Below are 25,502 nucleotides of genomic sequence, written 5' to 3'. Positions count from 1 at the left end.
TATACGAGGAGGCATCCGAATGGCTGAAACCGTATCCCAAACCTTATCGGAAGAACTGTTCGCGCTCCTGCAAAAAGAGCGCTTTGTGACGTTGGCCACAGTCGATCACGAGACAGGTGCGCCATCCGTCAGTTCCTTGTCCTGGACTTTTGCTGTGAACAGCGGACTCATCCGTTTTGCTGTAGACAGCCGCTCCCGCATTCTCGCCAATATCGCCAAAGAACCGCAGGTCGTGCTGCATTTGATCGGGGCAGGCTCTTCTTTTGCGATCAACGGGCGCGCCGAGCTGAAGGCAGAACGGCTGGAAGGGGTTCCCCTGAAGCTTGCGATGGCGGAGATTGCGATTGACTCTGTCAGAGACGTGATGTTTTACGGTTCGCGCATATCCGTAGAGCCTCAGTACGAAAAGACATACGACAAAAATGCCGCAGCGAAGCTGGACAATCAGGTCATGGACGCCTTGAAAAAAGCGTAGGCGCGGTTGTCACACTCTTGTGGAAAATCTTGTTGACAAGAAACAGCGCTATCCTTTAGTATTAGGTCATTCAAATTGAATAGCAAACTTCTTATCCAGAGAGGCGGAGGGACTGGCCCGATGATGCCCGGCAACCAATCACCTGTATGTTCGTTCATACGGGGAGATAATGGTGCTAATTCCTGCAGAGTTTTTTAACTCTGAAAGATGAGAAGGTCTTGCTTACGGCGACGTAAACAAAGCCTTCTTTCAGAGGAAAGGGGGCTTTTTTCATGCCCCTCGACATCATTGGAGGGAGAGAATTACGGTATGAGACTGGAAACAAAATTGATTCAGGCAGGCGTAGGCAAAGATGAGAAAACGGGTGCGGTGAGCTTCCCCGTCTACTACGCTACCGCTTATCGCCATCCGGCGCTGGGACAGAGCACAGGTTTTGACTATACGCGGACGGCGAATCCTACCCGTTCTGTTTTGGAAGAGACAATCGCTGAGGCAGAGGGAGGCGATGCCGGCTTTGCCTGCGCGTCCGGGATGGCGGCAGTCCATACGGTAATGGGGTTGTTTTCCCAAGGCGATCACCTCATCGTATCGCTCGATTTGTACGGCGGGACGTATCGCTTGTTTGAACAAGTGCTTTCCCGTTACGGGCTTGCTTTTACTTACGTAGATTTGCGCGATCTGGAAGCGGTGAAAAAGGCGCTGCGCGCAGAGACGAAAGCGATTTTCGTCGAGACGCCGACCAATCCGCTCATGCAGATTACAAATATTCGTGAAATAACCAGCCTGGCCAAGCAACACGGGCTTTTGACGATTGTAGACAACACGTTCATGACTCCTTATTGTCAACGCCCGCTAGAGCTTGGGGCTGATGTGATTTTGCACAGCGCAACGAAGTATTTGGGCGGACACAACGATGTGCTGGCAGGGTTGATCGTTACAAAGGGCGAGGAGTTGTCGGAAAAAATCCGGTTTTTGCACAATTCGATCGGCGCGGTGCTGGGGCCGCAGGATAGCTGGCTTCTGGTGCGCGGCATGAAAACGTTGGCGCTGCGCATGGACAGACACCAGTCGAATGCGCTCGCGGTAGCGAAAAAGCTGAAAGAACATCCAGCCGTTGCCGAAGTGTTTTATCCCGGACTGGAAGAGCATCCCGGGCATGAGATTCAGGCGAGCCAGGCGAGCGGATACAGCGGCATGGTTTCGTTCCGGGTACGCTCCCAGGAGCAGGTGGGCTTGTTTCTGCAAAATTTGCGCGTCGTCTCCTTTGCGGAAAGTCTTGGCGGGGTAGAGTCGTTGTGTACGTACCCGGCGACACAGACTCACGCAGACATCCCCGAGGAAGTGCGGGCGTATGTCGGCGTGTGCGATCGATTGCTGAGGCTTTCGGTGGGGATTGAACATCCGGATGATTTGATCGCTGATTTGTTTCAAGCGCTGGATGCAAGTCTCGTCGTTGGGGGGGCTGTTCGATGAATTTCGCGACAAAAGTTTTGCATGGCTCCACAGGCATCGATCCGTTTACAGGTGCGTCGTCGGTTCCGATTTACCAGGCTTCCACTTTTCATCAGTTTGATATCGATCAGCCGGGCACATACGATTACGCCCGCTCGGGGAACCCGACGAGACATGCGCTGGAAGAAGCGATCGCCGCACTCGAAGGCGGAGCGCGCGGGTTCGCCTTTTCTTCCGGCATGGCGGCCATTTCCAGTGTGTTCATGCTCTTTTCGGCGGGCGATCATATCGTGGTCGCGGAAGATGTGTACGGCGGCACTTTCCGTTTTCTGACGAGAGTGCTGTCGAGAATGGGAATCTCTGTCACGTTTGTGGATGCGACACAAACGGAAGCGGTGCGCGCGGCGATCACTCCGGCTACCAGAGGGGTCTATCTGGAAACTCCGTCCAATCCGACGTTGAAAGTGACCGATATCGCTGCCGTTTCCGCCATTGCGAAAGAGCATGACCTGCTCGTCATCGTGGACAACACGTTCCTGACGCCGTACTATCAGCGGCCATTGGAGCTGGGGGCGGATATCGTCATCCACAGTGCAACCAAGTTTATCGGCGGCCACAGCGACGTTGTTGCAGGTCTGGCGGTAACCCGCGATGAAGCGCTCGGCGAACAGCTGTACCTCATCCAAAACGGCATGGGAGCCGTTCTCGGCGTTCAGGATTGCTGGCTGGTCATGAGAGGGCTGAAGACGCTCAAAGCGCGTCTGGATGTCAGCACGAAGTCTGCCGGAGTTTTGGCGGAATGGCTTTCTTGCCACCCCGAAGTGAGCCGCGTCTACTATACAGGCTTGGCTGAGCATCCGGGACATCTCGTTCAGCAAAAACAGGCGAGCGGCCACGGCGCCGTATTGTCTTTTGACGTCGGGAGCCGCGAGCGGGCAAAAGCGTTGTTTGACCGCGTAAAGCTGCCGATTGTAGCGGTCAGTCTTGGCGCGGTGGAGACGATTCTCTCGTATCCGGTCATGATGTCGCATGCGGCTATGCCAGCAGAGGAGCGGCAAGCTCGCGGCATTACAGACGGTTTGATCCGGTTGTCCGCAGGTCTGGAAGACGCGGACGATTTGCTGGCAGACTTGAAACAGGCTTTGGAAGCACTGCCGCCTTTGCCATCCGCGATTCCAAGCAAAAAAGAGGCATACTCCCGGGTGTAACGACCCGGGGGCTATGCCTCTTTTTTCTTATGGAGTGCCAGTGCGATTTACGTTGATTTTTCCTTGCGGGGTACGCCCATCGTTGTTGATCTGTTGTTGCTGATTTTCCTGCGCCGGTGTTTCTTCGCGCCTTCTGACATCTCGCGGCAGTTGCGGAATGATCCGTCCGACGATGTCGGCCAATTCCTCTGCGAAGCCGGAGATCGGGTGGCCTCTGCGAATGTCTGCCGCCATTTCTTTCAGCCGCTGAACGATGTCCGGGTCGGCTGTTACGACGGCATTGGCCCCCTGCGGGTCTTCTTTCAGCGCTTCTGCCACGGTGTACTTGATGACGCCGACTTCCGGCCGATCCAATTGGGCGTCTACATCGATCCCGACGACGGCGTATTTGCCAATAACCACGGCTGTGGCGCCATTGACTTTTTTCACGCGAGTAGCCAACTGGACGAGACGGTCGGCGGTCGCCTGCGAAGATTGGTTGTAAGCTGGTTCCGGTGCCGTTTGCTGAACGCGCTGGGTATGGGGCGCTTGCTGTTGGTTGGGTTGTGGCGCAGCCTGGTTCGCTTTGTTGCCCGCCATGCACCCTGACAAAACAAGGCTCGCACCCAGACAACCAATGATGATCCGTTTCACACGCATACTCCCTTTCCCCGTAGTGCCTCCGATCAGGAGGGCAGGTTACCTGTATTTTGTTCCCCTCCGCCCCATTTCATTCTGCCAAGGGTCGTCTATCTCTGTTCGACCGAACATAGACTGTAGTACATCACGTCGCCACAATTGAGCATCCCTCCAAAAATTGCATACCGTATATAAGAAGGGTAATAGGAGGCGAGATTTTGAAGAAAATCTACGTACTGGACACCAACGTACTCCTGCAAGATCCACGGGCGATGTTCTCTTTCGCTGACAACGAAATTGTCATACCCGCAGTGGTGTTGGAAGAAATCGATTCCAAAAAGCGGTACATGGATGAAATTGGCCGCAACGCACGGTACGTATCGCGGCTCTTTGACAGTTTTCGTGAGCTGGGTCATTTGCACAAAGGCATTACCCTGGAGACAGGCGGGCTCTTTCGGGTGGAGCTGAACCATTCTTCGCTCCATCAGCTGCAAAAACAATTTACGGAAATGACGAACGACAACCGCATTTTGGCGGTCGCACTCAATTTGCAGGAGGAGGAGAACCAATCCCCACAGCCCAGACCCGTCATTTTGGTGAGCAAGGATGCGCTCATGCGTGTGAAGGCAGATGCCTTGAACATTTCAGCGGAAGATTTTCTTTCGGATCGCGTCGTAGGTGAATTTTCCAGCATCTACACCGGCTATCAAAAGATGATGGTAGCCTCGGAGATCATCAAGTCTTACTACGCGACGCGCAAGCTTCATCTGGCTACCTGTTTCCCTCGCTATCGCTTTTATCCGCACCAGTTTCTCGTATTGAAGGACGAGTGCAACCCGTCCATTTCCGCGATTGGAAAAGTAGACCCTGACGGCAAAACTTTGGAAATGCTTGTATCAGATGACGATCCGATTTGGGGCATCCGGGCCCGAAATGTGCAGCAAAGAATGGCGACAGAGCTGTTGCTGCGAGATGATATTCCGCTCGTGACCATGACGGGGAAGGCGGGAACAGGCAAGACGTTGCTGGCTTTGGCTGCGGGGCTGCTGCAGATTGAAGATCAGCAAAAGTACAAAAAGCTGTTGGTAGCAAGACCTATCGTTCCTTTAGGAAAAGACATCGGTTATTTGCCCGGCGAGAAAGAAGAGAAATTGCGGCCGTGGATGCAACCGATTTATGATAATTTGGAATATTTATTCAACACAAAGCGCCCAGGCGATCTCGACAAAATTTTGGCGGGAATGGGCAGCTTGCAAGTAGAAGCGTTGACCTACATTCGCGGCCGCTCCATTCCGGGACAGTTTATCATTATTGACGAAGCGCAAAACCTGACCAAGCACGAGGTAAAAACGATTTTGACCAGGGTAGGCGACGGCTCGAAAATCGTTTTGATGGGCGACCCGGAGCAGATCGACCATCCGTATTTGGACGAAAGCAACAACGGTCTGACTTATGTAGTGGAAGTATTCAAAGACCAGAAGCTGGCCGGGCATATCCGCCTGGAAAAAGGCGAGCGGAGCGTGCTTGCACAACTCGCGGCCGATTTGTTGTAAAAAGCGTGTATGAAAATCGTTTTGCGGACCATACTATAGTTGTCGAGCCCGTCAGATTCATGTAGCAAACGGCGAAATGCCTTGCAGGAGGCGAAGATCCGTGGATAATCATGAATTAGCAATCGACGAAAGTCGAATGGAAATAAGCCGAGTTCTTGGGTAACCTAATCTCTTCAGGGAGGTTGAAGTGCCAAAGAGAATAACCGGTAAAACCCCATAAGCAATCGGGCTCGACAAAGAACCGCTCCCAATCTGGGGGCGGTTTCATTTTTGCTTGGTAAGAGGGCCATAAAAAAACGCGAAAAACCGTGGGAATGGTTCCGCGTTTTGCTTTGTTGGCGAATGAGTCAAAAAGTTAAGCGTTGGAATGGGCGATTGCTTTGCGCAAAGCGGAAATGGTGCCGATGTGCATGCCCTCATGGAACAGGGTGAAGACCATCATCTCGCCATACGTGTTCATGACACCTTTGTCACCCAACTGGAACGGTTTGGGCAGCGGGTCATTCAGTTTCGTTTGCAACTGTTCTTTTACCCGGGCGTGCTGCTCCTTCAATTGTGCCGCCAGCTCCTCGATGGATGGCACATCGCCTTGCCAGTCTGCGGGCTTTGTGCCGGGGCTGAACAAAGCGGCATACGACGGAGGACATTTCATTTCGGCTGGTCCGAACAGCAAGTAATCCTGCGTGAGCAAGATGTGGCCGATATTCCAGTGAATGTTGTTTTTGAATCCTGCCGGAACAATCTCTGCCTCTTGCTCGGATGTTTTGGACAAGCCTTCAAGAAACATGCCGCGAATCATATCATACTGATTCCATACAAATGAGTAATCCTGCATGACAAAACCACCTTTCATCCATTTCCATTCTTCTCCATGTTACCGTAAAAAGACGATTCAGAAAACAAGCTCCCGCTATTTTTTGCAAGGTTGTCCCGCTGCCTTCATACACATGTAAAAAGGAGGGAGCGCATATGGTCACGTTGGACTCATCCATCGCCTTTTTTGTGTATGTGACGGCTGTTTCCAGTGCGGCGGCAGGTGTGACGGAAGCGTTCAAATCGATTATTCCGTTCTTGTCGACGGACTATGAGCCGAAGGAAGATTGCTGGGAGGATCAAAACCATGCGGCGCGGCTGATGAATTACAAGCGATTTTTCAACCTGCTCATCTCTGTTTTGGCGGCAGGCGTCATTTTTGGCATGCTCGGTCTGGACCCTGCCCTGATCTTGACGGGCGCACAGACGGCGTATGTCGAAGACCCGTGGCAGGTGGGAACGTGGCTGTGGGGCATCGTCGCGGTGTTCGGCTCGCCGTTTTTCGCTTCCGTCCTGAAAATTTTGGAAGGCTTCAAGCAATCGGTCAATCACAATCAGCCACCCAATCGCCCGCGGCAAAAGGTAAGCGGTCCGCGGGAGTGAGCACAACCTGGTTGAATCATGCTTGCAGCGTGCGGTAAGATAGCAAAAGTACATACCGCAAAGTAGGTGGGCACGATGAAATGGCAAAATTCATTCCGAATGCTTGGACTGTTTGTACTGCTTGCTTGTATGCTGGCAGCCTGTTCGTCGCAAGCAGGGCCAGCCGGGGCGTTTGATCCGGAAAATCAGCAGGAATATGGCGTCAGCGGGGTTTACCTCGGCCAAAACATCAAGGAAGCGATGGACTTGCTAAAGCCGACCAAAGCCGATTTTATGGACATGATCTCCCGCGAAAGCTATACGGTGGAGAGAATGGCAAAAGGCGAGGGCGAGGCGGTCATGGGCATGCTTTTGATCGATCGCACACAGCTGCTCGTCAAGGTGAGAAAAGGCGAACTGATCTCGATCATGCTGGGCGGCGTGGCAAAAGAAGATGCGGCACGCTTTCAGACGCTCCGCGGGCTGTCCATGTACGACAGCAAGGAACAACTGAAAAAATTGTACGGCGAAGGGTCCGGAGAAACCGAGGTTGTGTACGAAGGCAGCAAATATACGGCCAATTTCGGTGTCTCGGGCGGTCAGGTAGTCTGGTTCCGCTTTGACAGCAAGTAGTCGTCTCGGCAAAAAAGCAGGCGGGTTCTCCAAAAGGGAGCCCGCCTGCTTTTTTATGCGCGGCGCGAAGGCACGTTACGACAAAGCCAGAAAGTCCAGCTTGACCTTGTATGCCTTGGCGATCCCTGCGGCAAGCTCCGCCAGATTGCTGTCGATGAGGTAGATGGTATCCGCTTGATCCGCCTGGGGGATCGTGCCCTTGACATGCTCTTTCCATTGCTCGGCCGCTGCCCAGCGATCGTCGGGCGAGCCGGAGTTTTTATCTGCCGTAAACAGCGCGACTTGATCTGCATAAACAAACGTATGGCCATTTTCCGTGACGAAGCCGATGTCAGCCCCCTCGTCTATTACGGCTTGAGGAGGAAGCAGCAGCAAGGAGAACTCCTCCCCAAGCATGTTGGATTTTTGCAAGATCGCCGCAAGCTTGTCCCGCTCTTCTTCGCTCTCGACAATAAAAAGCAGTTTGTCCCGAGCAAAGACATTGACATGGTCTCCGATTTTATGTATGACTTGAGCATAGAACCCGGGCAGCTTCCCGGCGGGGATCGCAAGCTCGATTCCGTACATATGTCGCATATCCTTCATCCTTTTCGCAAGCTTTCTTTTTATCGTATCAAAAAATCAGGGAGGTTCCTATTCTTATGAGCGACCAACATCTCGCCGTCCAATCTTTTGCCTTGGGAGGCTTTCAAACAAATGCTTACGTCTTGACCAACAAAGAAACAAACGAAACGATTGTCATTGATCCAGGTATGCAGCCAGAGCGGCTGCTCCAGGAAATTGCCGGTAAAAACGTCGTAGCGATCTTGTTGACCCATGCGCATCTCGACCATATCGGAGGGCTGAATCAAGTAAGAGCGCTGACCAAAGCTCCGGTGTACATTCACCCGCTGGAACAAGAGTGGCTGACCAATCCTGATCTGAACGGGTCGAGCCGTTGGGGACTGCCTGAGCCGATTGTTTGCGAGCGGGCAGAGCATGAGCTTGCCGATGGTCAAACGCTTGCTCTGGCTGGTTTCTACATCCAGGTGCTGCATACGCCCGGGCACTCTCCGGGAAGCTGTTCCTTTGTGATCGGAAAGCATTGCTTTGGCGGGGACGTCCTGTTCCAGCAAAGCATCGGCCGTACCGATCTGTTCGGAGGCGACTACGAGACGCTGATGATCAGCATTCAAGACAAGCTGTTTGAGCTGGAAGATGACACCATCGTCTACCCTGGACACGGTCCCAAGACGACGATTGACTACGAAAAAACGTACAATCCGTTCGTGACAGGCATGCTGCGCTAAAAGACTTCACGATTGTTTATGAGGCAAAAGAAGAGGAAATGGCTTGCAGACGGCGAAAAGGAAGTGGGTTACATTATCGCCAAAGGAGCTATTGTCATGAAGCAAACATGGAACAAGTGGGTCATCATCACAGCATTAGGCTGTATGAGTCTGGCCGGATGTGTCCCGCCAGCAGCCCCTGATAGCCACGCTTCCAAGGCTCCTGTCCTGCAAGTGAGTCCGTCCGACAATGCCACGCCGCAGACAGCAGAGGAACCGACTACTGACTCGCCATCCGATACAGTCCCCCCAACTGGGGAAGCGCCGCCATCCCGTTTTCCGGAACAGCGGATTTCGCTTCTCGCGGTCGGGGATATCATGGTTCACCAGGAGCAAATGGATGCCGTCTGGAACCCGGCGACCAAAACGTATGACTTCCACAAGTTTTTTCCTTACGTCACGCCGCTGTTTCAGCAGGCTGACTGGGTAATCGGCAATCTGGAAACGACGATGAGCGGCAGCCAGGCCCGCTACTCGGGATATCCGATGTTCAATTCCCCGGAATCTTTGGGGCAGACATTGAAGGAAGTCGGTTTCACTGCGGTAACGACTGCGAACAACCACTCGATGGATCGCAAAGAGCAAGGCGTGCTGCAAACGCTCAAGTACCTCGATCAGGCGGGAATTTTGCACACAGGGACGTTTGCCAGTGCCAAAGAGCGCGACGAGCCGCTGCTTTTGACCAAGGACGGATTTACGCTCGCTCTGCTTTCCTATACGTACGGGACGAACGGAATCGCCATCCCCAAGGACAAGCCATACCTCGTCAACCTGATTTCGCCTGAGTTGATGAAACAGGACATTGCCCGTGCGAAAGAAAAGGGAGCCGATCTCGTTGCCGTCGCCCTGCACTTTGGGGTCGAGTATCAGCGGTTGCCGAATGCGGAGCAGATCAAGACAGCCGAGCTGTGCTTGACGTACGGAGCCGACTTGATTTTGGGGGCGCATCCGCACGTGGTTCAGCCGTACGAATGGAAAACCGTTACGCGGGAGGACGGCACACAACACAAAGGCTTGATTACGTATTCGCTGGGGAACTTCGTCTCTGCCCAGAGATGGGATTACAAAGATGTCGGCGCGATTCTCAAGCTTACGCTGCACAAGGACGAGTCTGGAAAGGCGAGTATCGAACAGGCGGAAATGCTGCCGACCTACGTTCATTTTTTCCGCAAAAACAACAAGCGCAATTATGTCGTTTATCCCGTGGCGGAGACATTGGAGGGATTGCAGCGCGGGGAGAAGTATCCGGGCCTCACGAAAGAAGCGATCCAGTACATGACCCGCTTGCAAAAGGAGATGCCTGTTCACATGAATATGGCTGTTTCCAAGAAAAAAGCCAGCTAACCGTTAGCTGGCCTTATTTCTTTCCGAAGCCGAAGGGGAGATTCAATTTCAGTTGAAGCTTCAGCTCTTCGTTTTGCAGGCTGATTCCTTGCACCTGAATATTCGGGGAGATCAGCTCGGGGTAGAAGCCGAGGTCGTACGTCTTTTCCATTTCGTCGACAGTTGCTTGCGGCAGGGCGAACCCGTCGAAATAAAGCTCCGTGATGTGGAACTTCAACTGGGTAGGAGAGACAAGCTCGTAGTTGCCGACCAGCCGAAGCTCCATGTGGTCATACGTGCCTTCGACAGTCAGCTTGTCGTTTTCAAAAGAAAAACGGGATTGCTTGAACAATTCGTCTTTTTGCATCAAAAACTGGTTGAAATCGCTCTGCTTGATCGTCAGCGTGTGCGAGAAGAAGCCGTCGGACTGAATGCGGTCAGGCGTAGCCAACTCCGGTACTTGCACCATCACTTTGGCCAGCATGCCAAAAAACGTCTGGAAAGCGGGCAAGCCGCGTTTTTCCCAATCATTGATCAGATGATCCATCAGCGCTTCCACTGTGGTAGGATCGTCAAGCTTTTGCACGTTTTTTTCTTTTTCCGCCTGAATGGCGATCATCTCCGCCAGTTGCAGCTCGTATTTTTTGCGGAGGTCCTGGAGCAGAGTGAGTCGTGCTTGCTTGTCTGTCTGCATCGTGGCAAGCTTCACTCGCTCGGCGTGGTACGTCTGGAGCCGATTCATATCATACTCGTACACGAGCTGGTAGAAATCGAACATCAATAAAAACTCATTGAAATTTTCCGCATTGAGTAAAAGCGTGAGAAGATTGGCGCGTTCACCCATGTAATAAGCCCGTGCCACCTCGCCGGCATGGCGCTGCATCGCTTCAATCACCAGCTTTTGGCGTTGCAGGTCCAGATCGATTTGAGCGATATCCCGATAGGTTCGCGTCTCTTCATCCTTGAGCAAGGTGAGAGTTCGCTCCAGTTCTTTTTGGGTAAAATGCTGCTGCAAGATCAACTGCTCCAGCGGAATTGCAGTCTCTTCCTGGGCGAACACAGTCAGCGGACATACAAGCAGGAACAAGACGAGCAAAAATTTACGCATGTTTTCACCTTTTGCTTTCATGATGGAAGTCGCTTGCCTTTCCACATTGTATGACTTCTTTTTCGTATTATAGCCTTATCAGGTTGAATTTGGATAGCAGGAGAAGAGCCCATGGATATAAACGCTATGATTCGCCGTGAAATGGAAAGCCAGGAGGGAGGCGCGATCCCATTCGCACGCTTTATGGAGCTGGCCCTCTACCACGACTCCTACGGCTATTATATGTCGGACTTGCCCAAGGTAGGCAAAGATGGCGATTTTTTTACCAGCGCGACCGTACACGCTGTCTTCGGGGAAACATTGGCGGATGCCGTGATAAAGCTGTGGAGCACCGCGGCGATTGAGCAGCCTGCGCTCGTTGAAATCGGAGGCGGGACTGGCTCCTTGTGCAAAAGCATGCTTGCCCGCATACAGGAAGCAGCGCCAGATGTGTACGCCAAGCTTACGGTTGTGTTGATAGAAGCAAGCCCGTATCATCGCCAAAAACAGCAAGAGGCCCTTTGCGAGCACGAGGTGCGCAAAATATGGTACTCGTCACTGGAAGAAGCAGCGAAAGCAGGCGGGCTAGAAGGGGTGATCGTGTCCAATGAATGGCTGGATGCCTTTCCCGTCCATTTGGCGCAAAAGACGAAAACGGGTTGGAAGGAAGTAGCGGTGACATGCGAGGAGGGGCAGTTCACGGAGGTGCTGCAAGAGCCGGGAGCCACGCTTTTGAACAGCCTGACAGAAATCGAGGCTGCTACCGCGATGCCAAACGGGATGCGCATCGAGGTGAATCTCGGGTTGGAACAGGCGGCGCAGCAGGTCGGACGCCTGCTTGCCAAAGGATATGTCATAACGATCGATTACGGCGACAGACAAGAGGAGTTGTATCATGCCAGCCGGAAAAACGGGACACTGATGTGCTACTACCGCCATCAAGCCCACGATAATCCGTACATTCACGTCGGCGAACAAGATATAACGGCGCACGTCAATTTTTCCGCATGGAGCCGTTTTGGCGAAGCGGCGGGGTTGCGAGAGGTTTTGTATATGCGCCAGGATAAATTTTTGCTCCAGAGCGGCCTTTTGACCAAAGCGGTCGTCCATCACGATACAGACCCGTTTACAAGTGTCGCGATGAAACGCAACCGGGCGTTGCTCCAGTTGATTGATCCTGCCGGGCTGGGCGGACGGTTTCGAGTCATGATCCAGCAAAAAGGCGTGGAGAACAGCCTGGATACGGCAAGCTTTTTCAGGTCGTTTGCATAAAAAAAGATGCTCGCAGATGAGCATCTTTTTTTCTTACATCATCAGTTGCATGAAAGCGTGTTCTTGCGGGCCTACAGGCATTACGAAGAACGTGTAGTACGTGAACCCTACAAAAGACAGGAACATGAAGCCGAAAAAAATGTTCAGATACACTCGCTCAGTCAGGCTCATGTAGCTCAACGCTACGAAGAATGCTGTAAGACCGAAGAAGATGAGCGACATTGGGTACAGACCGCCCCAGAACGCCATCAGCGCGATAACGATGGTCCAGAAACCAAGCACGCGATACATACGATCCATTTGTTGTCCCCCCTTTTTGCCTAGATCGGTAAGATTTACAAGATTCCTACCCCATTATAAAGGACAGGCGAAGACGTGTAAACGATAAAGGTATGACGGATTTGGGGCGAAGGAAAACGCTTCAAATCACCGTCCGGGTGAGGATCATTCTCAATAATGGATAACCGTATAGTTGCACGATTTGCAGCCCCTGATCATCGAGCCATCCTCACGTAATTCAATCTTCCCTAAGTACGTTTCGAATATTCCCATGAGCAGAGCGTTATGCATCTCGCAAACCGCGCGCGGATATTTTTTGGCCGTGTCGGAAAACGTGCAGTTGTTTACACGAAAACGAAGGGTGCCTTCGTCCAGCTTTTCAATATCGGGTTTCAATCCCTGAGCAACGACGAGTCGATGGATCAGGTTCAATTTCTCTTCCAAAGTAGCCGTTTGCAGATTCAATCCGCTTTGGACAACCGCCCGTTTCGCCATCTCTGTACCAATGCGATGCCCCATATTGATCAGAGCGGCTTCGCCCGCCTCGCCGAGCGACAGCAGGCTTTCGATTGCGATATCGGCCAGAAGCTGATAGTCGCGAGGTGGGAACTGGAGGCTCACTACCTGTTCAGACAGGGAATACAATCGACTGGGACGTCCACCTTTGCCACTTTTGTCCGAGACGGCTGTGAGCAAATTCACGTCCTCCAGCTTTGTCAGATGCAGGCGGGCCACATTCGGATGGATGGAAAAGTGGTCTGCGACATCCTGGACAGTGATTGGATCTTTGCTGTACGCGACAAATTGGTAAATGGAGAAGCGGGTGGGGTCTGCCAAAGCACTGGTTAACTTATGCGCGTCGTGGTCCATGCCGGATACCCCTTTCTCAAGTGACAAACCGTGTTCCATATTTGTTTGAAAAAATTTCACATCCACATAAGTGTATCCGATTTTGTTTGGCTTGTTAAGGTGGCAGTGTGCTATAACAACACATCCCCCAAATTTTCTGCCTAGTTTTTAGATTAACTACTATTGACATAGTGTTTATTGTAGATTTATAATCCAAAGTAAGGAAAGAATTTTTATTAGCTTACTTTTTGTGAGTTAATAGCTCAAAGCAATTGCATCCGGCAATTGGCAAAAGAGCATACGGAAACACCAAGAATACACGAAACCAAATGGGTATAGATGAGATGGAGGGGTAACCGATGGCAGTTGCTGAACGTACTCAAACACAAAAATTAACGTTTTTCACGTATCCGAGCTGCACATCCTGTCGCAAAGCCAAAGCTTGGCTGGCAGAGAATGGCGTCAATTACGAAGAGCGTCACCTGTTTAAAAACCCGCCGACAGCCGAAGAGCTGCTCGACATCATCAAAATGACGACAAACGGACTGGACGAGATTTTGTCCACGAGAAGCCAACGCTTCAAAAACTTGGACGTCGATATTAATGACATGTCTGTCAAAGAGTTGCTGGAGATGCTGAGCGAAGAGCCGCAGCTTCTGAAGCGCCCGATTTTGACAGATGGCGAGAATTTGATTGTCGGCTTCAATTCTTCCGCGATGAAAAACTTGTTGTCCTAAAAAGGAGGAGGCATACTGCCTTCTCTTTTCTTTTTTTGCCCGCATCCGATATGATTTTGTCGCGCAAACCAGTAAAATAAAGCAAACAAAATCGAAGCAAAGGATGAGATTGCGCTCATGGATACCGTACTGCTGCAAAAAGAAGCGGGCATTGCCACGATTACGCTGAATCGGCCGCACGTACATAACGCGGTCAGCATGGAGCTGGTCGACGAGCTGCACCATGTTTTGGCGGACTGCCAGGCAGATTCGCAGGTGAAGGTGCTCATCATTACAGGTACAGGCAAAAGTTTTGTCTCCGGGGGAGACTTGAACCAGTTTATCGCGGCGCGCGGACATGAACAGGCGTATCCGCTGCTGAGCAAGGTGGCGGGACTGTTGTCTGCCATCGACACGTTCACCAAGCCTGTCATTGCCATGATCAACGGCGCTGCTGTCGGAGGCGGATGCGAATTTGCAGGCGCTTGCCATTTTCGCTTCGCCAGCGAGCAGGCGCGGTTCGGCTTTGTGCAGATCGGCATGCATATTACGACAGGCTGGGGCGGGGGAAGCAGGCTTCTCGACATGCTCCCGGAGTCGAAAGCGTTGGCTCTTTTGCTGGCGGGAGAAAGGCTGACGGCGCAAGAGGCCAAGTCGTACGGCTTCGTGGACGAAATCTACCCGCACGATCAGCTGCAAGCGGCTGTGCACGCGTTCGCGAAAAAAATCGCCGCGCAGCCGTTGGAAGGGATCGAAGCGTACATGCAGCTCGTTCGCTGGAAGCGGGAAGGAATCGTGCGGGCCGAGCGCATCGAGCGCGAAGTGGATCAATGCGCAAAACTATGGGGAAGTCCGGCGCATGTCGCCGTCGTGGAAAAATTTCTGAACAAGCAGTAACCGCCCGCCAGATGGTTCTTCTCGTTTAAACATTTATTTGCTTGGACATACTTTTTCTAGTAGAAAGCGATTCTACAAGAGTAGGGAAAAGCATAGGATGAACTACATCATCCTTTTTAAAGGTAACGGGAGGGACTCATATGGTAGCTTCCAGACAAGACGCATGGACCGAAGATGACGATCTCGTGTTGGCGGAAGTCACCTTGCGCCACATACGCGAAGGCGGTACACAACTTGCCGCATTTGAAGAAGTGGGTCAAAGGTTGGGCAGGACAGCAGCTGCGTGCGGATTTCGCTGGAATAGTTGCGTGCGCAAACGTTACGATGCGGCAATCTCGATAGCCAAAAGTCAGAGACAGCAATTGAAGAAGATGGGCAGGATTCAAACGCCAGCTACCACTGTGGAGACAGAGGCTGTTTTGTTGCCGCAAAGGCAATTGCCGCCTGCTGTTGCCGAGATGCAGGCTTCTGAACTGGAATCGGTGGAAGAAGAGCAAATCGAATCGGTTATTCGCATGCTCGTCAACCAGAAGGAAATGGCGAGGCGCTTGCGACAACTGGAACAAGAGTTGGAAGGCAAAGATTTGGAGTTAAAAGAATGGAAGGATGCGCATGAGCGAGCCAAAAAAGAACTGGAGCAGGTGCAGGGAGTAAATGACGATTACCGCGCGCTTGTTCAGATCATGGATCGCGCGCGCAAGCTGGCCTTTTTGCAGGAAGAGGAGTCCTCCAAAGCTATTTTCAAAATGGATGAGAACGGCAACCTGGAGCGAGTGGAAAAATAAATGCTGCGCAGCAAACAAAAAAAGAAGCGGTTACATTCCGCTTCTTTTTTCTGTCCTGTCCAAAGGAAGAGCTAGTCTTGCAGCTCCACATTCTCTGGCAACCAGACGTACGGGTTTTCGCCGCGATCGCGCATCGGATTGTATTTGACAGGGGTAAAGCCCATTTTCAGCCAAAATTCGTCCGCACGACAGCGGGAGTTTGTTTTAATAGGAGCGCCAAAGCTTTTTGCGTGGTTAACCAAAGCCGTGCCGTAGTCTTTGCTGCGGTAATCAGGCAGGACTTCAAGCTTCCACAGCTCGTAGTAATCTTGGGCTGGTTGGAAATAACGGTCGTATTTCCCGTCGATTTTATAGAGGCTCATGCGTGCTACCAGAAGATCGTTGTCATAAATACCGTAAAAAGGAGATTCCGAATCGTTCTCCACGATGTTCGCCTCCAGGTCTTCCTTCATCGAAAGCTCCTCCAGGCCAAATTCGCGAAACTTTTGAAATTCCTCCAGTGTCTTGTAGTTGATCTGTAAACGTCTTACTTCAAACATGGTCAGCCACTCCTCTCACAGCTCTTTGCCTTGGCCGGCTTAGGCCACTCCCCTTTATTATACACCATGATCGGATTTTCCGAAGCGTTTTCTTTGCCGCGTTGCGGAATTGTCAGAAAGCGAAAAAAGGTTCATGGAAAAAATTTAAAAATTCTTTCTAGAACTATGTTCATTCTCATGGCAAAATAGAAGTAAGCATCACATGAAACAAACCGAGCAAACAATTTGGAAACGCTTTCGATTGGAGTCGGTTTGTCAAAGAGGGGAGCGTTGCCATGCGTAAGGTATTGATCGCAAACCGTGGTGAGATTGCCAGAAGAATTATGCGCACCTGCCGCGAAAAAGGAGTCGCAACCGTAGCCGTCTACTCGGATGCCGACCGCGACCTGCCGTTTGTCCGTGAAGCGGATGAAGCCGTCCATATCGGCCCGCCGCCAGTGCCGCACAGCTACTTGAACGTAGAGGCTATCATCGCGGCGGCGAAAAGCACGAATGCCGATGCCATTCATCCCGGCTACGGACTGCTTTCGGAAAACGAAGCGTTCGCGAGGCGCGTTCTAGAAGAAGGGCTTGTATTCATTGGACCTTCGCCAAAGGTCATCGGGCAAATGGGCGACAAGCTGACGGCCCGCAGAATCATGCAGGAGGCAGGCGTGCCTGTCGTGCCAGGCTGCGAAGATTCGCTTGCGACAGTGGAAGAAGCGACAGCGCAGGCCGCTCAAATCGGCTATCCGGTCATGTTGAAGGCCAGTGCTGGCGGGGGCGGGATCGGCATGCAAATATGCCGTGAAGAGTCGCAGCTGTTGCAAGCCTATCAGTCGGCAAAGGGTCGCGCCAAAGCGTATTTCGGCAACGATGCGATGTACGTGGAAAAATATGTGGAGCGCCCGCGGCATATCGAGGTGCAGATTGCAGCTGACAACGCTGGCAATGTCATTCATCTGCTGGAGCGGGAGTGTTCCATTCAGCGCCGTCATCAAAAAGTGCTGGAAGAAAGCCCGTCGCCTTTTCTTGATCCTGCCACGAGAGAACAATTGTGCGAGGCAGCCGTCAAGGCAGCGAAGGCTGTCGGCTACACAGGGCTGGGAACGGTCGAGTTTATCGTAGATGAAAACAAAAATTTTTACTTTTTGGAAATGAACACGCGCTTGCAAGTGGAGCACGCCGTGACCGAAGAGATGACCGGATACGATTTGGTCGCTATGCAGCTGGCGATTGCCGATGGACAGCCGCTGCCAGTCGAACAGCGCGATGTTCAGGCGAAGCGGCACGCGATTGAACTGCGTGTGTACGCGGAAGACCCGGTGACGTTTTTGCCGTCGCCAGGCACGATCAGCCTGTATCAGCCGCCTGCCATGGAGCATGTGCGGATCGATGACGGGGTAGAGTCGGGAACACAGGTTACGCCTTTTTACGACCCGATGATTGCCAAAGTGATCATTTCCGGCGAGACAAGGGAAGAAGCTGTGGAGCGGGCGCAGGAAGCTATGCATCATTTTCTGATTACTGGTATTAAAACGAATATTCCATTTTTGCAGGAAGTATTGGCGGATGAACAGTTCCGGGGCGGAGACTACACCACCTGGTTTATTACGGAGCGGACAACGAAAACCAACCACAAGTAAGGAGAGGGTCTTGGATGAAACAAGTAGCAGCGAATATGGCAGGAACCGTCATTTCTGTTTTGGTGCAGCCAGGTGACACGATCAGCGAGGGGCAAGATGTCATCGTATTGGAATCGATGAAAATGGAAGTGCCTGTCCAGTCGATGGAAGCGGGAAAAGTCGTGGAAGTGAAAGCGAATATCGGTGATTTTGTCAACGATGGCGACATTATCGTCGTTCTCGAATAATTTTTTTCTTTCCAAACTGAGCGGTCGCTAGGAAAGGGGCGGGAAGATTGTGAACGTGCAAATCGTAGAGGTTGGCCCACGCGATGGGCTGCAAAATGAGAGCGTCATCGTACCCGCAGAAGCAAAAATCGAGTTGATTAAGAAGCTGATCGACGCCGGGCTTGTGCGGATCGAGGCCAGCTCGTTTGTCAATCCGCGCTGGATTCCGCAATTGGCGGACGCCGAGGAAGTTTTGCAAGGAATACTTCCAGCCAGCAAAAAGGACGTGCGCATCAGTGCGCTGGTGCCAAACGTTCGCGGGCTGGAGCGGGCGCGCCTGTGCGGCGTGAGCGAAGTTGCCCTGTTCATGTCTGCCTCGGAGAGCCATAACCGCAAAAATATTAACAAAAGCATCACGGAAACATTTCCTGTGCTGGCGGAAGCGGCGAAGGAAGCGCTCGCTCTCGGCATGCGCGTGCGCGGGTACGTCTCCACCGTGTTTGGTTGTCCGTATGAGGGAGCCGTCCCTGTTGACAACACGAGAAGAGTGACCCATGCGCTCGTCGAGATGGGCGTGTCCGAAGTTTCGCTCGGGGATACGATCGGCGTGGCAACCCCAAAGCAAGTGCACGAGGTTTTTCAGGAGCTTGTGAAAGATGTTACGACCGAGCGCTTAGCCGGGCACTTTCACGACACGCGAGGAACCGGGCTGGCGAATGTCGCGGCAGCGTTGGCGGAAGGCATCCGGATTTTTGACAGCTCCATCGGCGGCTTGGGCGGATGCCCGTACGCACCGGGGGCGGCAGGCAACATTTCGACGGAAGACTTGGTCTACATGCTGCACGGAATGGGCTATGAAACCGGAGTTGACCTGAATCGGCTGACAGAGGCAGGTGCCTACATCCAGGAACAGCTGGGCAGGGAGCTGACTTCCAAAGTTTTGAAAGCAAACCTGGCAAAGCAAAAGCAGGAGGAGCATACGTAGAGAGGAAGGGCCACATGACGATTTCCTATCGAAAAGACGGGCTGGTCGGTGTCGTGACGCTTGATCGGCCGGATGTGTTCAACTGTTTGAACCTGGAGACTTTGACGGCACTGCGCAAGCTTATCGCCGAACTTGCCCGCGATCGCAGCACGCGTGTCGTCATCGTCACCGGGGCGGGAGACAAGGCATTTTGCTCCGGCGCGGATTTGAAGGAACGGCGAGGCATGTCGCCCGAACAGGTGGAAGTGTACATTCGGACGATTCGCGACACGTTCAGTGAACTTGAAAAACTGCAAAAGCCGGTCATTGCTGCCCTCAACGGTTTGGCGCTTGGCGGCGGTACGGAGCTGGCGCTCGCCTGCGATTTGCGAATCATGAGCGAGCAGGCGCAAATGGGCTTGACGGAAACCTCTCTCGGCATTATCCCGGGAGCGGGCGGCACGCAGCGGCTGCCGCGGCTAGTCGGCAAGGGCATCGCCAAAGAACTGATTTTTACAGCGCGGCGCGTTTTCCCGGCGGAAGCTTTGGCGATCGGGCTTGTCAACCGCGTCGTGCCGCACGAGCAACTGATGAATGTGTCCATGGAGCTGGCAGCGCAGATTGCGAGCAATGCTCCGCTGGCGCTGGCCCAGGCCAAGTTTGCCATCGACTGCGGCAGCGAAGTAGAGCTGGCAACCGGATTGATGATGGAGAGCAATGCGTACCAGCTGCTCGTTCCGACCAAGGACCGTTTGGAAGGACTGGCAGCTTTTGCGGAAAAACGAAAACCGATCTATCGCGGAGAGTGACGAGGGGGAGTAGCCGATGACCAAGCATTTGGAAGAGACGTTGCAGGAGAAGATCGCGCATATCAAGCAAGGTGGCGATGCCAAATACCACGAAAAGCTCAAGGAGCAGAACAAGCTGTTCGTCCGCGATCGGCTGAAGCTGTTGTTCGACGATGAGTTCATGGTCGAGGACGGGCTGTTCGCCAATGTCATGGCGGGAGATTTGCCTGCGGATGGCGTCGTGACTGCGATTGGAAAAGTAAACGGCCAGACGGTATGCGTCATGGCCAATGACTCTACGGTCAAAGCAGGCTCCTGGGGCTCGCGAACGGTAGAAAAAATCATTCGCATCCAGGAAACGGCGGAAAAAATGCGCGTACCGCTGATTTACCTCGTGGACTCGGCAGGCGCTCGCATTACCGACCAGTTGGAAATGTTCCCCGGCAGACGGGGAGCGGGACGCATTTTTTACAATCAAGTGAAGCTGTCCGGCAAAATTCCGCAAGTCTGCATTTTGTTCGGCCCATCTGCTGCGGGCGGCGCGTACATCCCGGCTTTTTGCGACATTGTGATCATGGTCGACAAAAACGCGAGCATGTACCTCGGCTCGCCGCGCATGGCGGAGATGGTGATCGGGGAAAAGGTGAGTCTGGAAGAGCTGGGCGGCGCCCGGATGCATTGCTCGGTGAGCGGCTGCGGCGATGTGCTGGCAGCAAACGAAGAGGAAGCGATTCAGTCTGCGCGCACCTACTTGAGCTTTTTCCCGGCGAACTACAGCGAGCAGCCTCCGCTCCAAGCGGCAAAAGCGCCGATCGAGACGGCCAAAGACATCACTACTATCGTACCGGAAAACCAAAATGCCGCGTTCAACATGCACGATCTCATTCAATCGCTCGTTGATGCGGATTCATTTTTCGAGATCAAGAAGCTGTTCGCGCAAGAGCTGATTACGGGTCTTGCCCGTCTGGATGGCAAGCCGGTCGGGATCATCGCCAACCAGCCACGGGTCAAAGGCGGCGTCCTGTTCGTCGATTCCGCCGACAAAGCGGCGCGCTTCATTACTTTGTGCGATGCGTTCGGAATCCCGCTGCTGTTTTTGGCCGACGTCCCAGGCTTCATGATCGGCACCGCAGTAGAGCGAGCGGGCATCATCCGTCACGGGGCGAAAATGATTTCCGCTATGGCTGAGGCGACCGTACCGAAAATTTCCGTGATTGTGCGCAAGGCGTATGGAGCCGGACTGTACGCCATGGCCAGCTCGGCGTTTGAACCGGACGCGTGCATTGCCCTGCCTGGAGCGCAAATCGCGGTCATGGGCCCGGAAGCTGCCGTAAACGCTGTGTACAGCAACAAAATTCAGGCGATCGAGGACCCGGCAGAACGTCAGGCGTTCATTCAGGAGAAGCGCAAGGAATACCAGGAGGACATCGACTTGTATTTGCTGGCTTCCAACCTGATCGTCGACGCGATTGTGCCGCCGAGCGGTTTGCGCCATGATCTGATTTCGCGCTACGAGATTTACAAGGGGAAACGGCAAGTTTTCTCTGACCGCAAGCATCCCGTTTATCCTGTATAAATATTCGTTGAGACTGTCGCTATCCCGCGGCAGTCTTTTTTGAGCAGATTGAAAACGGCGAGCAGTTGACCGCTTGAAAAACAAAGGAACGTGGCTGATAGAAATTTTTCGATAATTTTGATCTTTTTTGTTCCAATCAATTGAACAATCTCCTAAACTCTGCTATTCTTATAAAATAAGTATTGATTAATGTAGGTGAACAAATGCAACCCGATACAAGCGCTTTGCAAGTGGTTGTCGTTGGCGGAGGTTCCGTTGGTTTGCTGTATGCAGCAAGGCTTGCGCTCGCTGGTCAGTCCGTGACCGTCGTAACGCGCAGTTCACTACAGGCGAATCAACTCATGGAGCAAGGACTGTGGCTCCACAGTCTGGACGGCCAAAAAAACAGAGTAAACGTACAAGCCCAACCGATTGCAGATGGATTGCCGGAAGGGAACTTGTATTTGCTCACTGTTAAACAGCCCGATTTGCCCTTGCTACTCCCGGCTCTTGCCGAAATCCCTCCGTACGCGCGTGTCATTGCCTTGCAAAACGGCATGGGACACCAGGAATTGCTCGCATCTGTACTGGAGGATGCGCAATGCTACTTCGCCATTCATACAGAAGGAGCCAGAAGACATTCTGCTACGGAAGTGGAGCATACCGGAACAGGGACGCTTCGCGTTGGTCCCTGGCAGGAAAAGGCAGACCGCGATGCTTTGATTGACGCATTCGTCACATGGGCAGTCGAGGCAGGCATCACAGCGCTTTATGAAAAAGCAATCGAACCGCATGCGTGGAGAAAGCTGTTGGCCAATGCCTTGATCAACCCGCTCACGGCATTATTTGAGATTCCGAATGGCGCCCTCCTCGACAGTTCATATACGCAAGGACTGATGCGTGATTTATTTAATGAAGCTGTGGAGGTAGCTGCTTTTTCCGGACAGAAAATCGGCGATCCCGAATGGCAGGAAATTGTCGCCATTTGCCGAAATACTTCCCGTAATCTTTCCTCCATGCTTCAGGATGTGAAGCGGCAAAAACCGACGGAAGTGCAAGCAATCAACGGCTACCTCGTGAAGCGGGGAAAAGAAGCCGGGATTCCTACTCCGTTGCACGAAACCTTGCTTCGCGTCATTCTTCTCAAGACAAGCATGGGAATAGGGAAGGAGGGGAGGCGACAGTAGATGGCCGTGTGGACAACTTTCTGGTCCTATTTTTGGGGTACGCTGACCGTAGTGCCTTTCTTGGGGTTTCCGCTAGTTTACTTGATCGTGTACATGTGGAAGCGGAACAAGAGATTGGCCGGTCGCTGGGCGGTGAATATCACGAATTTTTTGGTGATTCGCTCCGCTGTTTCCGCATACGAACTCATCTGGCCTGAGGCGATGTCGGCCTGGTGGTGGGTGAGCTGCTTTTTCCTCGGCGCCGTTGTGCTTTTGGGATGGCTCCAGGTCAAGCTGAAAGGAAAGCTATCTCTGAAAAAGGTCGGGTTTTCCGCCTGGCGGTTGTCGTTTCTCTGGTTTGGACTTGTCTATATAGTGCTGTTTACGACCGGCATAATCAAGACGATGGGTGTCGTGTAACGCACTGACTGATACATATCGTATTTATTCCGATAAGAAAGAAGGTTGGAACTATGCGACTTCCCATCGAGAGCATCGGACATAAGATTCGGATGATTCGAAAAGAACGTGGATTTACTTTGGAGATCATGGCAGGCAAAACAGGGCTCAGCAAAGGGCTGCTCAGCCAGGTGGAACGGGGGATATCCCAACCGTCACTGGATTCTCTCTGGAAAATTACAAAGGCCCTGGAGTCTCCGATCATTCATTTCTTCGAAGACATCGACCAAAAGCAAGTACACGTGACACGTCTGCAAAAGCGCAGACAGCTGGTTTTTCCCGAATCGACCGGCACGTATTCGTTGCTCTCGATGGGAGGAAGCGCCAAGCTGGGCATGCTGGAAGTGCGTCTGATGCCGAAGGAAATGGTCACAGACAAATTCGTCCAGTCCGAAGGCGAGGAGTGCTTTACCGTCATATCGGGTAGCGTGACAGCGAGGTTCAATGATGAAGAGCACGTGTTGGAGGCGGGAGACAGCATCTCGTTTGACAGCAGCAAGTCGCACACGATTGAAAACAGCGGCGAGGTGGAAGCTGTCCTGATCTGGTCTGTTACTCCGCCGCAATTTTAAAAAGATGCCAGCTCTACACTTTGACAACCCATTTAAGCGGGTTGTCTTGTTTTTTGTGAATGCCTGGCGTGGTATAATTTGCAGTGACCATCGCCCTAAGAAAGGTGAGCTAGCATGAATGTTGAACGCGTTGCGCTTCCATTGGCAAATCGGCTGGCGCGAGAGTACCAGCAGCAAAACGAGTCTGCCCTGTCATTTTTTGCCCATAATCCCTACCGAGATCAGGCATACCGGGAGCGGCTGGAGTGGCTGTCCACCCAAACCTTCAATCGGCTCCAACTGGCGGAAGGCTTACATAACTTTAATCAGGCGATCGGAAACCACCCCGAAGCGCTGGACAAAATCGAGTTGTTGAAGCAGCAGGATACATATGTCGTCATCGGCGGTCAGCAGGCAGGCGTCCTGACAGGCCCGCTGTATACGATCAACAAGGCCGTCCATTTGATTCAGGCGGCCAAAAAGCTCTCTGCCGAGCTGCAAGTAAACGTCGTCCCGGTCTTTTGGATCGCGGGCGAAGATCACGACATCGATGAGATCGACCACGTGTACTGGACGACGGATGGCGATACGCGTCTGCACAAAGAGCGGCTGTCGCTGAAAAAGAAAGGTCGTGCGTCTGCAAGCAAGCTTCCTTTGGAAGAGGAAGTGTGTATGCAGTTCCTGGAAACGTTTTTCCAGGAACAAACCGAGACGGCGGAAACGAAAAACGTACGGGAATTGCTGACGCAAACGGCGAAAAGCTCATCCACGGTAGTGGAGTGGTTTGCGCGTCTATTGGCGCAGTTGTTTGGCAAGCATGGCCTGATCCTTGTCGAGTCATCGCTGCCTTTTGTCCGGGAGTTGGAACGTCCCGTATTTCAGCAGGTGATCGAGAAAAACGAGCAAATGGCCCAGTTGCTGGTGCAGGCTTCCGAGCGGCTTGCCACAGCGGGCTACCCGTTGCAGCTTGAAGTCGACGAACATCAGGCCAACTTGTTTATTTATGAAGGCGAGGATCGCCTTTTGCTTTCCCGTCATCTGGATCGCTTTGTCAACAGACGGCAGTCGTACAGCCGCGACGAGCTGCTTGCGCTTGTCCGGGAACAGCCGGAGCGGTTCAGTGCCAATGTGGTCACGCGCGGTCTGATGCAGGAGCAACTGTTTCCGACGCTTGCGTTCATTGGCGGACCCGGTGAAATCGCCTACTGGGCGTATTACCGCGAAGTTTTTGCGTTGTTCGGGATGCAGATGCCGATCGTTTTGCCGCGGATGTCGATCACTTTGGTGGAAGGGGCGCATTTGCGCTTGCTGGAGGGTCTGGAGCTGTCTGTCGAGCAGGTTTTGACCGGCTTCACCGAATGGAAAGCTGACTGGGAGAAGAAACAAGGCCCGCATCCGCTGCACGAACAATTCGCCCAAGTGCGCCAATCGATTGAGCAGCTCTACCGTCCGCTCGTGGACGAAGTGATCCGGCTGGACCCGGGAATGCGCGGGCTGTCGGAGAAAAACAGCACGCTCTTGCTCGAACAAGTCTCCTTTTTGGAGGAGCGGCTGATTCGTTCCTTGCAGCAAAAAGAAGACGTGGCCTACAACCGGATCAAGCGAATCGAGACGACGCTGTTGCCGGAGGGCGGTCTGCAAGAACGCAAGCTGTGCTTTTTCCCTTTTGCAAACAAGTACGGATTGGAATTAATCGATCGCATGGTCGAAGCGCCATTCACCCATGACGGGACTCATCAACTGTTTTTTGTCTAGAAATCGCCAAAGCCGACTGCTCGT

Annotated in this window: 28 protein-coding genes and 1 riboswitch; of the genes, 21 read left to right on the top strand and 7 right to left on the bottom strand. The window is 52.7% G+C overall.

The window, feature by feature from the left end:
• Nucleotides 1–19: 19 nt before the first annotated feature.
• The 3 genes from HP435_RS18375 to HP435_RS18365 all read left to right on the top strand — a co-directional run bounded on the left by HP435_RS18375 (nucleotide 20) and on the right by HP435_RS18365 (nucleotide 3,135).
• Nucleotides 20–475, top strand: a complete 456-nt coding sequence (locus tag HP435_RS18375; protein ID WP_122964962.1) for a pyridoxamine 5'-phosphate oxidase family protein — start codon at nucleotides 20–22, stop codon at nucleotides 473–475.
• 88 nt (nucleotides 476–563) lie between these two features.
• Nucleotides 564–689: riboswitch (SAM riboswitch) on the top strand.
• 95 nt (nucleotides 690–784) lie between these two features.
• The gene (locus tag HP435_RS18370) at nucleotides 785–1,948 is read left to right on the top strand and encodes an aminotransferase class I/II-fold pyridoxal phosphate-dependent enzyme (protein WP_122964964.1); all 1,164 of its coding nucleotides are present in this window, start codon (nucleotides 785–787) and stop codon (nucleotides 1,946–1,948) included.
• Nucleotides 1,945–3,135 carry a trans-sulfuration enzyme family protein gene (locus HP435_RS18365; RefSeq protein ID WP_122964966.1) on the top strand — a complete coding sequence of 397 codons (1,191 nt, stop codon included), beginning with the start codon at nucleotides 1,945–1,947 and terminating at the stop codon, nucleotides 3,133–3,135. Before HP435_RS18370 ends, HP435_RS18365 begins: the two co-directional genes overlap by 4 nt.
• 27 nt (nucleotides 3,136–3,162) lie before the next feature.
• Here the strand turns inward: HP435_RS18365 and HP435_RS18360 are convergent, their stop codons facing one another.
• Nucleotides 3,163–3,774 carry a YhcN/YlaJ family sporulation lipoprotein gene (locus HP435_RS18360; RefSeq protein ID WP_122964967.1) on the bottom strand — a complete coding sequence of 204 codons (612 nt, stop codon included), beginning with the start codon at nucleotides 3,772–3,774 and terminating at the stop codon, nucleotides 3,163–3,165.
• A 197-nt stretch (nucleotides 3,775–3,971) separates the two neighbouring features.
• Between HP435_RS18360 and HP435_RS18355 the strand changes: the two genes are divergently transcribed.
• The gene (locus HP435_RS18355; RefSeq protein ID WP_122964968.1) at nucleotides 3,972–5,306 is read left to right on the top strand and encodes a PhoH family protein; all 1,335 of its coding nucleotides are present in this window, start codon (nucleotides 3,972–3,974) and stop codon (nucleotides 5,304–5,306) included.
• A gap of 355 nt (nucleotides 5,307–5,661) precedes the next feature.
• Here HP435_RS18355 and HP435_RS18350 read toward each other — a convergent pair whose 3' ends face one another.
• Complete coding sequence (locus HP435_RS18350) at nucleotides 5,662–6,141, bottom strand: DinB family protein (protein ID WP_122964969.1); 480 nt, start codon at nucleotides 6,139–6,141, stop codon at nucleotides 5,662–5,664.
• A gap of 134 nt (nucleotides 6,142–6,275) precedes the next feature.
• Here HP435_RS18350 and HP435_RS18345 point away from each other — a divergent pair, with 134 nt between their 5' ends.
• The gene (locus HP435_RS18345) at nucleotides 6,276–6,722 is read left to right on the top strand and encodes a hypothetical protein (RefSeq protein WP_122964971.1); all 447 of its coding nucleotides are present in this window, start codon (nucleotides 6,276–6,278) and stop codon (nucleotides 6,720–6,722) included.
• A 75-nt stretch (nucleotides 6,723–6,797) separates the two neighbouring features.
• Entirely contained in the window at nucleotides 6,798–7,334 is a 537-nt protein-coding gene (locus HP435_RS18340) for a hypothetical protein (protein ID WP_229049704.1), read from the top strand.
• A 75-nt stretch (nucleotides 7,335–7,409) separates the two neighbouring features.
• Here HP435_RS18340 and HP435_RS18335 read toward each other — a convergent pair whose 3' ends face one another.
• Nucleotides 7,410–7,910, bottom strand: coding sequence for a hypothetical protein (locus HP435_RS18335; RefSeq protein WP_122964974.1), 501 nt, complete (start codon nucleotides 7,908–7,910; stop codon nucleotides 7,410–7,412).
• A 65-nt stretch (nucleotides 7,911–7,975) separates the two neighbouring features.
• Here HP435_RS18335 and HP435_RS18330 point away from each other — a divergent pair, with 65 nt between their 5' ends.
• Nucleotides 7,976–8,623, top strand: a complete 648-nt coding sequence (locus tag HP435_RS18330; protein WP_173597025.1) for an MBL fold metallo-hydrolase — start codon at nucleotides 7,976–7,978, stop codon at nucleotides 8,621–8,623.
• A 96-nt stretch (nucleotides 8,624–8,719) separates the two neighbouring features.
• Nucleotides 8,720–10,006 carry a CapA family protein gene (locus HP435_RS18325; protein ID WP_122964976.1) on the top strand — a complete coding sequence of 429 codons (1,287 nt, stop codon included), beginning with the start codon at nucleotides 8,720–8,722 and terminating at the stop codon, nucleotides 10,004–10,006.
• A gap of 13 nt (nucleotides 10,007–10,019) precedes the next feature.
• Here the strand turns inward: HP435_RS18325 and HP435_RS18320 are convergent, their stop codons facing one another.
• On the bottom strand, nucleotides 10,020–11,093 hold the full coding sequence (locus HP435_RS18320) for a coiled-coil domain-containing protein (RefSeq protein ID WP_173597026.1): 1,074 nt from the start codon (nucleotides 11,091–11,093) through the stop codon (nucleotides 10,020–10,022).
• Nucleotides 11,094–11,204: 111 nt separating this feature from the next.
• On the opposite strand from HP435_RS18320, the gene HP435_RS18315 reads away from it, so the two are divergent.
• On the top strand, nucleotides 11,205–12,344 hold the full coding sequence (locus HP435_RS18315; protein WP_173599297.1) for a class I SAM-dependent methyltransferase: 1,140 nt from the start codon (nucleotides 11,205–11,207) through the stop codon (nucleotides 12,342–12,344).
• A gap of 33 nt (nucleotides 12,345–12,377) precedes the next feature.
• Here HP435_RS18315 and HP435_RS18310 read toward each other — a convergent pair whose 3' ends face one another.
• Together HP435_RS18310 and HP435_RS18305 are read right to left on the bottom strand one after the other, a co-directional pair.
• Entirely contained in the window at nucleotides 12,378–12,644 is a 267-nt protein-coding gene (locus HP435_RS18310) for a DUF2626 domain-containing protein (protein WP_063229689.1), read from the bottom strand.
• Between the two features lie 150 nt (nucleotides 12,645–12,794).
• On the bottom strand, nucleotides 12,795–13,493 hold the full coding sequence (locus tag HP435_RS18305; protein ID WP_122964979.1) for a helix-turn-helix transcriptional regulator: 699 nt from the start codon (nucleotides 13,491–13,493) through the stop codon (nucleotides 12,795–12,797).
• 338 nt (nucleotides 13,494–13,831) lie between these two features.
• Here HP435_RS18305 and HP435_RS18300 point away from each other — a divergent pair, with 338 nt between their 5' ends.
• From HP435_RS18300 to HP435_RS18290, 3 genes are all read left to right on the top strand, one after another.
• Nucleotides 13,832–14,209 (top strand): Spx/MgsR family RNA polymerase-binding regulatory protein, encoded by a 378-nt coding sequence (locus HP435_RS18300; protein WP_063229687.1) that lies wholly within the window; start codon nucleotides 13,832–13,834, stop codon nucleotides 14,207–14,209.
• Between the two features lie 117 nt (nucleotides 14,210–14,326).
• The gene (locus tag HP435_RS18295) at nucleotides 14,327–15,085 is read left to right on the top strand and encodes an enoyl-CoA hydratase/isomerase family protein (protein ID WP_173599296.1); all 759 of its coding nucleotides are present in this window, start codon (nucleotides 14,327–14,329) and stop codon (nucleotides 15,083–15,085) included.
• A 140-nt stretch (nucleotides 15,086–15,225) separates the two neighbouring features.
• Nucleotides 15,226–15,870: an RsfA family transcriptional regulator gene (locus HP435_RS18290; protein WP_063229685.1), complete on the top strand. Its 645-nt coding sequence runs from the start codon at nucleotides 15,226–15,228 to the stop codon at nucleotides 15,868–15,870.
• A 71-nt stretch (nucleotides 15,871–15,941) separates the two neighbouring features.
• On the opposite strand, the gene HP435_RS18285 is transcribed toward HP435_RS18290, so the two are convergent.
• Nucleotides 15,942–16,409, bottom strand: a complete 468-nt coding sequence (locus HP435_RS18285) for an N-acetyltransferase (protein ID WP_063230368.1) — start codon at nucleotides 16,407–16,409, stop codon at nucleotides 15,942–15,944.
• 275 nt (nucleotides 16,410–16,684) lie between these two features.
• Between HP435_RS18285 and HP435_RS18280 the strand changes: the two genes are divergently transcribed.
• The 9 genes from HP435_RS18280 to bshC all read left to right on the top strand — a co-directional run bounded on the left by HP435_RS18280 (nucleotide 16,685) and on the right by bshC (nucleotide 25,478).
• Nucleotides 16,685–18,034 (top strand): acetyl-CoA carboxylase biotin carboxylase subunit, encoded by a 1,350-nt coding sequence (locus tag HP435_RS18280; protein ID WP_122964983.1) that lies wholly within the window; start codon nucleotides 16,685–16,687, stop codon nucleotides 18,032–18,034.
• Nucleotides 18,035–18,048: 14 nt separating this feature from the next.
• The gene (locus HP435_RS18275) at nucleotides 18,049–18,261 is read left to right on the top strand and encodes a biotin/lipoyl-containing protein (RefSeq protein ID WP_122964984.1); all 213 of its coding nucleotides are present in this window, start codon (nucleotides 18,049–18,051) and stop codon (nucleotides 18,259–18,261) included.
• Nucleotides 18,262–18,310: 49 nt separating this feature from the next.
• Entirely contained in the window at nucleotides 18,311–19,225 is a 915-nt protein-coding gene (locus HP435_RS18270; RefSeq protein ID WP_122964985.1) for a hydroxymethylglutaryl-CoA lyase, read from the top strand.
• Between the two features lie 14 nt (nucleotides 19,226–19,239).
• Nucleotides 19,240–20,013, top strand: coding sequence for an enoyl-CoA hydratase-related protein (locus HP435_RS18265; RefSeq protein ID WP_173599295.1), 774 nt, complete (start codon nucleotides 19,240–19,242; stop codon nucleotides 20,011–20,013).
• A 16-nt stretch (nucleotides 20,014–20,029) separates the two neighbouring features.
• On the top strand, nucleotides 20,030–21,568 hold the full coding sequence (locus HP435_RS18260; protein ID WP_122964987.1) for an acyl-CoA carboxylase subunit beta: 1,539 nt from the start codon (nucleotides 20,030–20,032) through the stop codon (nucleotides 21,566–21,568).
• A 203-nt stretch (nucleotides 21,569–21,771) separates the two neighbouring features.
• Nucleotides 21,772–22,734, top strand: coding sequence for a ketopantoate reductase family protein (locus tag HP435_RS18255; protein WP_173599294.1), 963 nt, complete (start codon nucleotides 21,772–21,774; stop codon nucleotides 22,732–22,734).
• Nucleotides 22,735–23,133: a DUF3397 domain-containing protein gene (locus HP435_RS18250; RefSeq protein WP_173599293.1), complete on the top strand. Its 399-nt coding sequence runs from the start codon at nucleotides 22,735–22,737 to the stop codon at nucleotides 23,131–23,133.
• A 53-nt stretch (nucleotides 23,134–23,186) separates the two neighbouring features.
• On the top strand, nucleotides 23,187–23,744 hold the full coding sequence (locus HP435_RS18245; protein ID WP_122964990.1) for a helix-turn-helix domain-containing protein: 558 nt from the start codon (nucleotides 23,187–23,189) through the stop codon (nucleotides 23,742–23,744).
• A gap of 114 nt (nucleotides 23,745–23,858) precedes the next feature.
• Nucleotides 23,859–25,478 (top strand): bacillithiol biosynthesis cysteine-adding enzyme BshC, encoded by a 1,620-nt coding sequence (gene bshC / locus HP435_RS18240; RefSeq protein WP_173597031.1) that lies wholly within the window; start codon nucleotides 23,859–23,861, stop codon nucleotides 25,476–25,478.
• Nucleotides 25,479–25,502 lie beyond the last annotated feature (24 nt).

Source organism: Brevibacillus sp. HD3.3A (genome assembly GCF_013284375.2).
Taxonomy (GTDB): domain Bacteria; phylum Bacillota; class Bacilli; order Brevibacillales; family Brevibacillaceae; genus Brevibacillus; species Brevibacillus parabrevis.
This window is presented reverse-complemented; position numbering and strand designations above follow the sequence as displayed.

What these genes read in the sequence shown, in the direction of transcription:
- HP435_RS18370 (WP_122964964.1), top strand. Translation starts at nt 785, where the DNA reads ATGAGACTGGAAACAAAATTGATTCAGGCAGGCGTAGGCAAAGATGAG.
- HP435_RS18250 (WP_173599293.1), top strand. Translation starts at nt 22,735, where the DNA reads ATGGCCGTGTGGACAACTTTCTGGTCCTATTTTTGGGGTACGCTGACC.
- HP435_RS18245 (WP_122964990.1), top strand. Translation starts at nt 23,187, where the DNA reads ATGCGACTTCCCATCGAGAGCATCGGACATAAGATTCGGATGATTCGA.
- HP435_RS18265 (WP_173599295.1), top strand. Translation starts at nt 19,240, where the DNA reads ATGACGATTTCCTATCGAAAAGACGGGCTGGTCGGTGTCGTGACGCTT.
- HP435_RS18300 (WP_063229687.1), top strand. Translation starts at nt 13,832, where the DNA reads ATGGCAGTTGCTGAACGTACTCAAACACAAAAATTAACGTTTTTCACG.
- HP435_RS18280 (WP_122964983.1), top strand. Translation starts at nt 16,685, where the DNA reads ATGCGTAAGGTATTGATCGCAAACCGTGGTGAGATTGCCAGAAGAATT.
- HP435_RS18260 (WP_122964987.1), top strand. Translation starts at nt 20,030, where the DNA reads ATGACCAAGCATTTGGAAGAGACGTTGCAGGAGAAGATCGCGCATATC.
- HP435_RS18360 (WP_122964967.1), bottom strand. Translation starts at nt 3,774, where the DNA reads ATGCGTGTGAAACGGATCATCATTGGTTGTCTGGGTGCGAGCCTTGTT.
- HP435_RS18365 (WP_122964966.1), top strand. Translation starts at nt 1,945, where the DNA reads ATGAATTTCGCGACAAAAGTTTTGCATGGCTCCACAGGCATCGATCCG.
- HP435_RS18285 (WP_063230368.1), bottom strand. Translation starts at nt 16,409, where the DNA reads ATGTTTGAAGTAAGACGTTTACAGATCAACTACAAGACACTGGAGGAA.
- HP435_RS18290 (WP_063229685.1), top strand. Translation starts at nt 15,226, where the DNA reads ATGGTAGCTTCCAGACAAGACGCATGGACCGAAGATGACGATCTCGTG.
- HP435_RS18335 (WP_122964974.1), bottom strand. Translation starts at nt 7,910, where the DNA reads ATGCGACATATGTACGGAATCGAGCTTGCGATCCCCGCCGGGAAGCTG.
- HP435_RS18275 (WP_122964984.1), top strand. Translation starts at nt 18,049, where the DNA reads ATGAAACAAGTAGCAGCGAATATGGCAGGAACCGTCATTTCTGTTTTG.
- HP435_RS18310 (WP_063229689.1), bottom strand. Translation starts at nt 12,644, where the DNA reads ATGGATCGTATGTATCGCGTGCTTGGTTTCTGGACCATCGTTATCGCG.
- HP435_RS18315 (WP_173599297.1), top strand. Translation starts at nt 11,205, where the DNA reads ATGGATATAAACGCTATGATTCGCCGTGAAATGGAAAGCCAGGAGGGA.
- HP435_RS18350 (WP_122964969.1), bottom strand. Translation starts at nt 6,141, where the DNA reads ATGCAGGATTACTCATTTGTATGGAATCAGTATGATATGATTCGCGGC.
- HP435_RS18320 (WP_173597026.1), bottom strand. Translation starts at nt 11,093, where the DNA reads ATGCGTAAATTTTTGCTCGTCTTGTTCCTGCTTGTATGTCCGCTGACT.
- bshC (WP_173597031.1), top strand. Translation starts at nt 23,859, where the DNA reads ATGAATGTTGAACGCGTTGCGCTTCCATTGGCAAATCGGCTGGCGCGA.
- HP435_RS18305 (WP_122964979.1), bottom strand. Translation starts at nt 13,493, where the DNA reads ATGGACCACGACGCGCATAAGTTAACCAGTGCTTTGGCAGACCCCACC.
- HP435_RS18375 (WP_122964962.1), top strand. Translation starts at nt 20, where the DNA reads ATGGCTGAAACCGTATCCCAAACCTTATCGGAAGAACTGTTCGCGCTC.
- HP435_RS18345 (WP_122964971.1), top strand. Translation starts at nt 6,276, where the DNA reads ATGGTCACGTTGGACTCATCCATCGCCTTTTTTGTGTATGTGACGGCT.
- HP435_RS18255 (WP_173599294.1), top strand. Translation starts at nt 21,772, where the DNA reads ATGCAACCCGATACAAGCGCTTTGCAAGTGGTTGTCGTTGGCGGAGGT.
- HP435_RS18330 (WP_173597025.1), top strand. Translation starts at nt 7,976, where the DNA reads ATGAGCGACCAACATCTCGCCGTCCAATCTTTTGCCTTGGGAGGCTTT.
- HP435_RS18295 (WP_173599296.1), top strand. Translation starts at nt 14,327, where the DNA reads ATGGATACCGTACTGCTGCAAAAAGAAGCGGGCATTGCCACGATTACG.
- HP435_RS18325 (WP_122964976.1), top strand. Translation starts at nt 8,720, where the DNA reads ATGAAGCAAACATGGAACAAGTGGGTCATCATCACAGCATTAGGCTGT.
- HP435_RS18340 (WP_229049704.1), top strand. Translation starts at nt 6,798, where the DNA reads ATGAAATGGCAAAATTCATTCCGAATGCTTGGACTGTTTGTACTGCTT.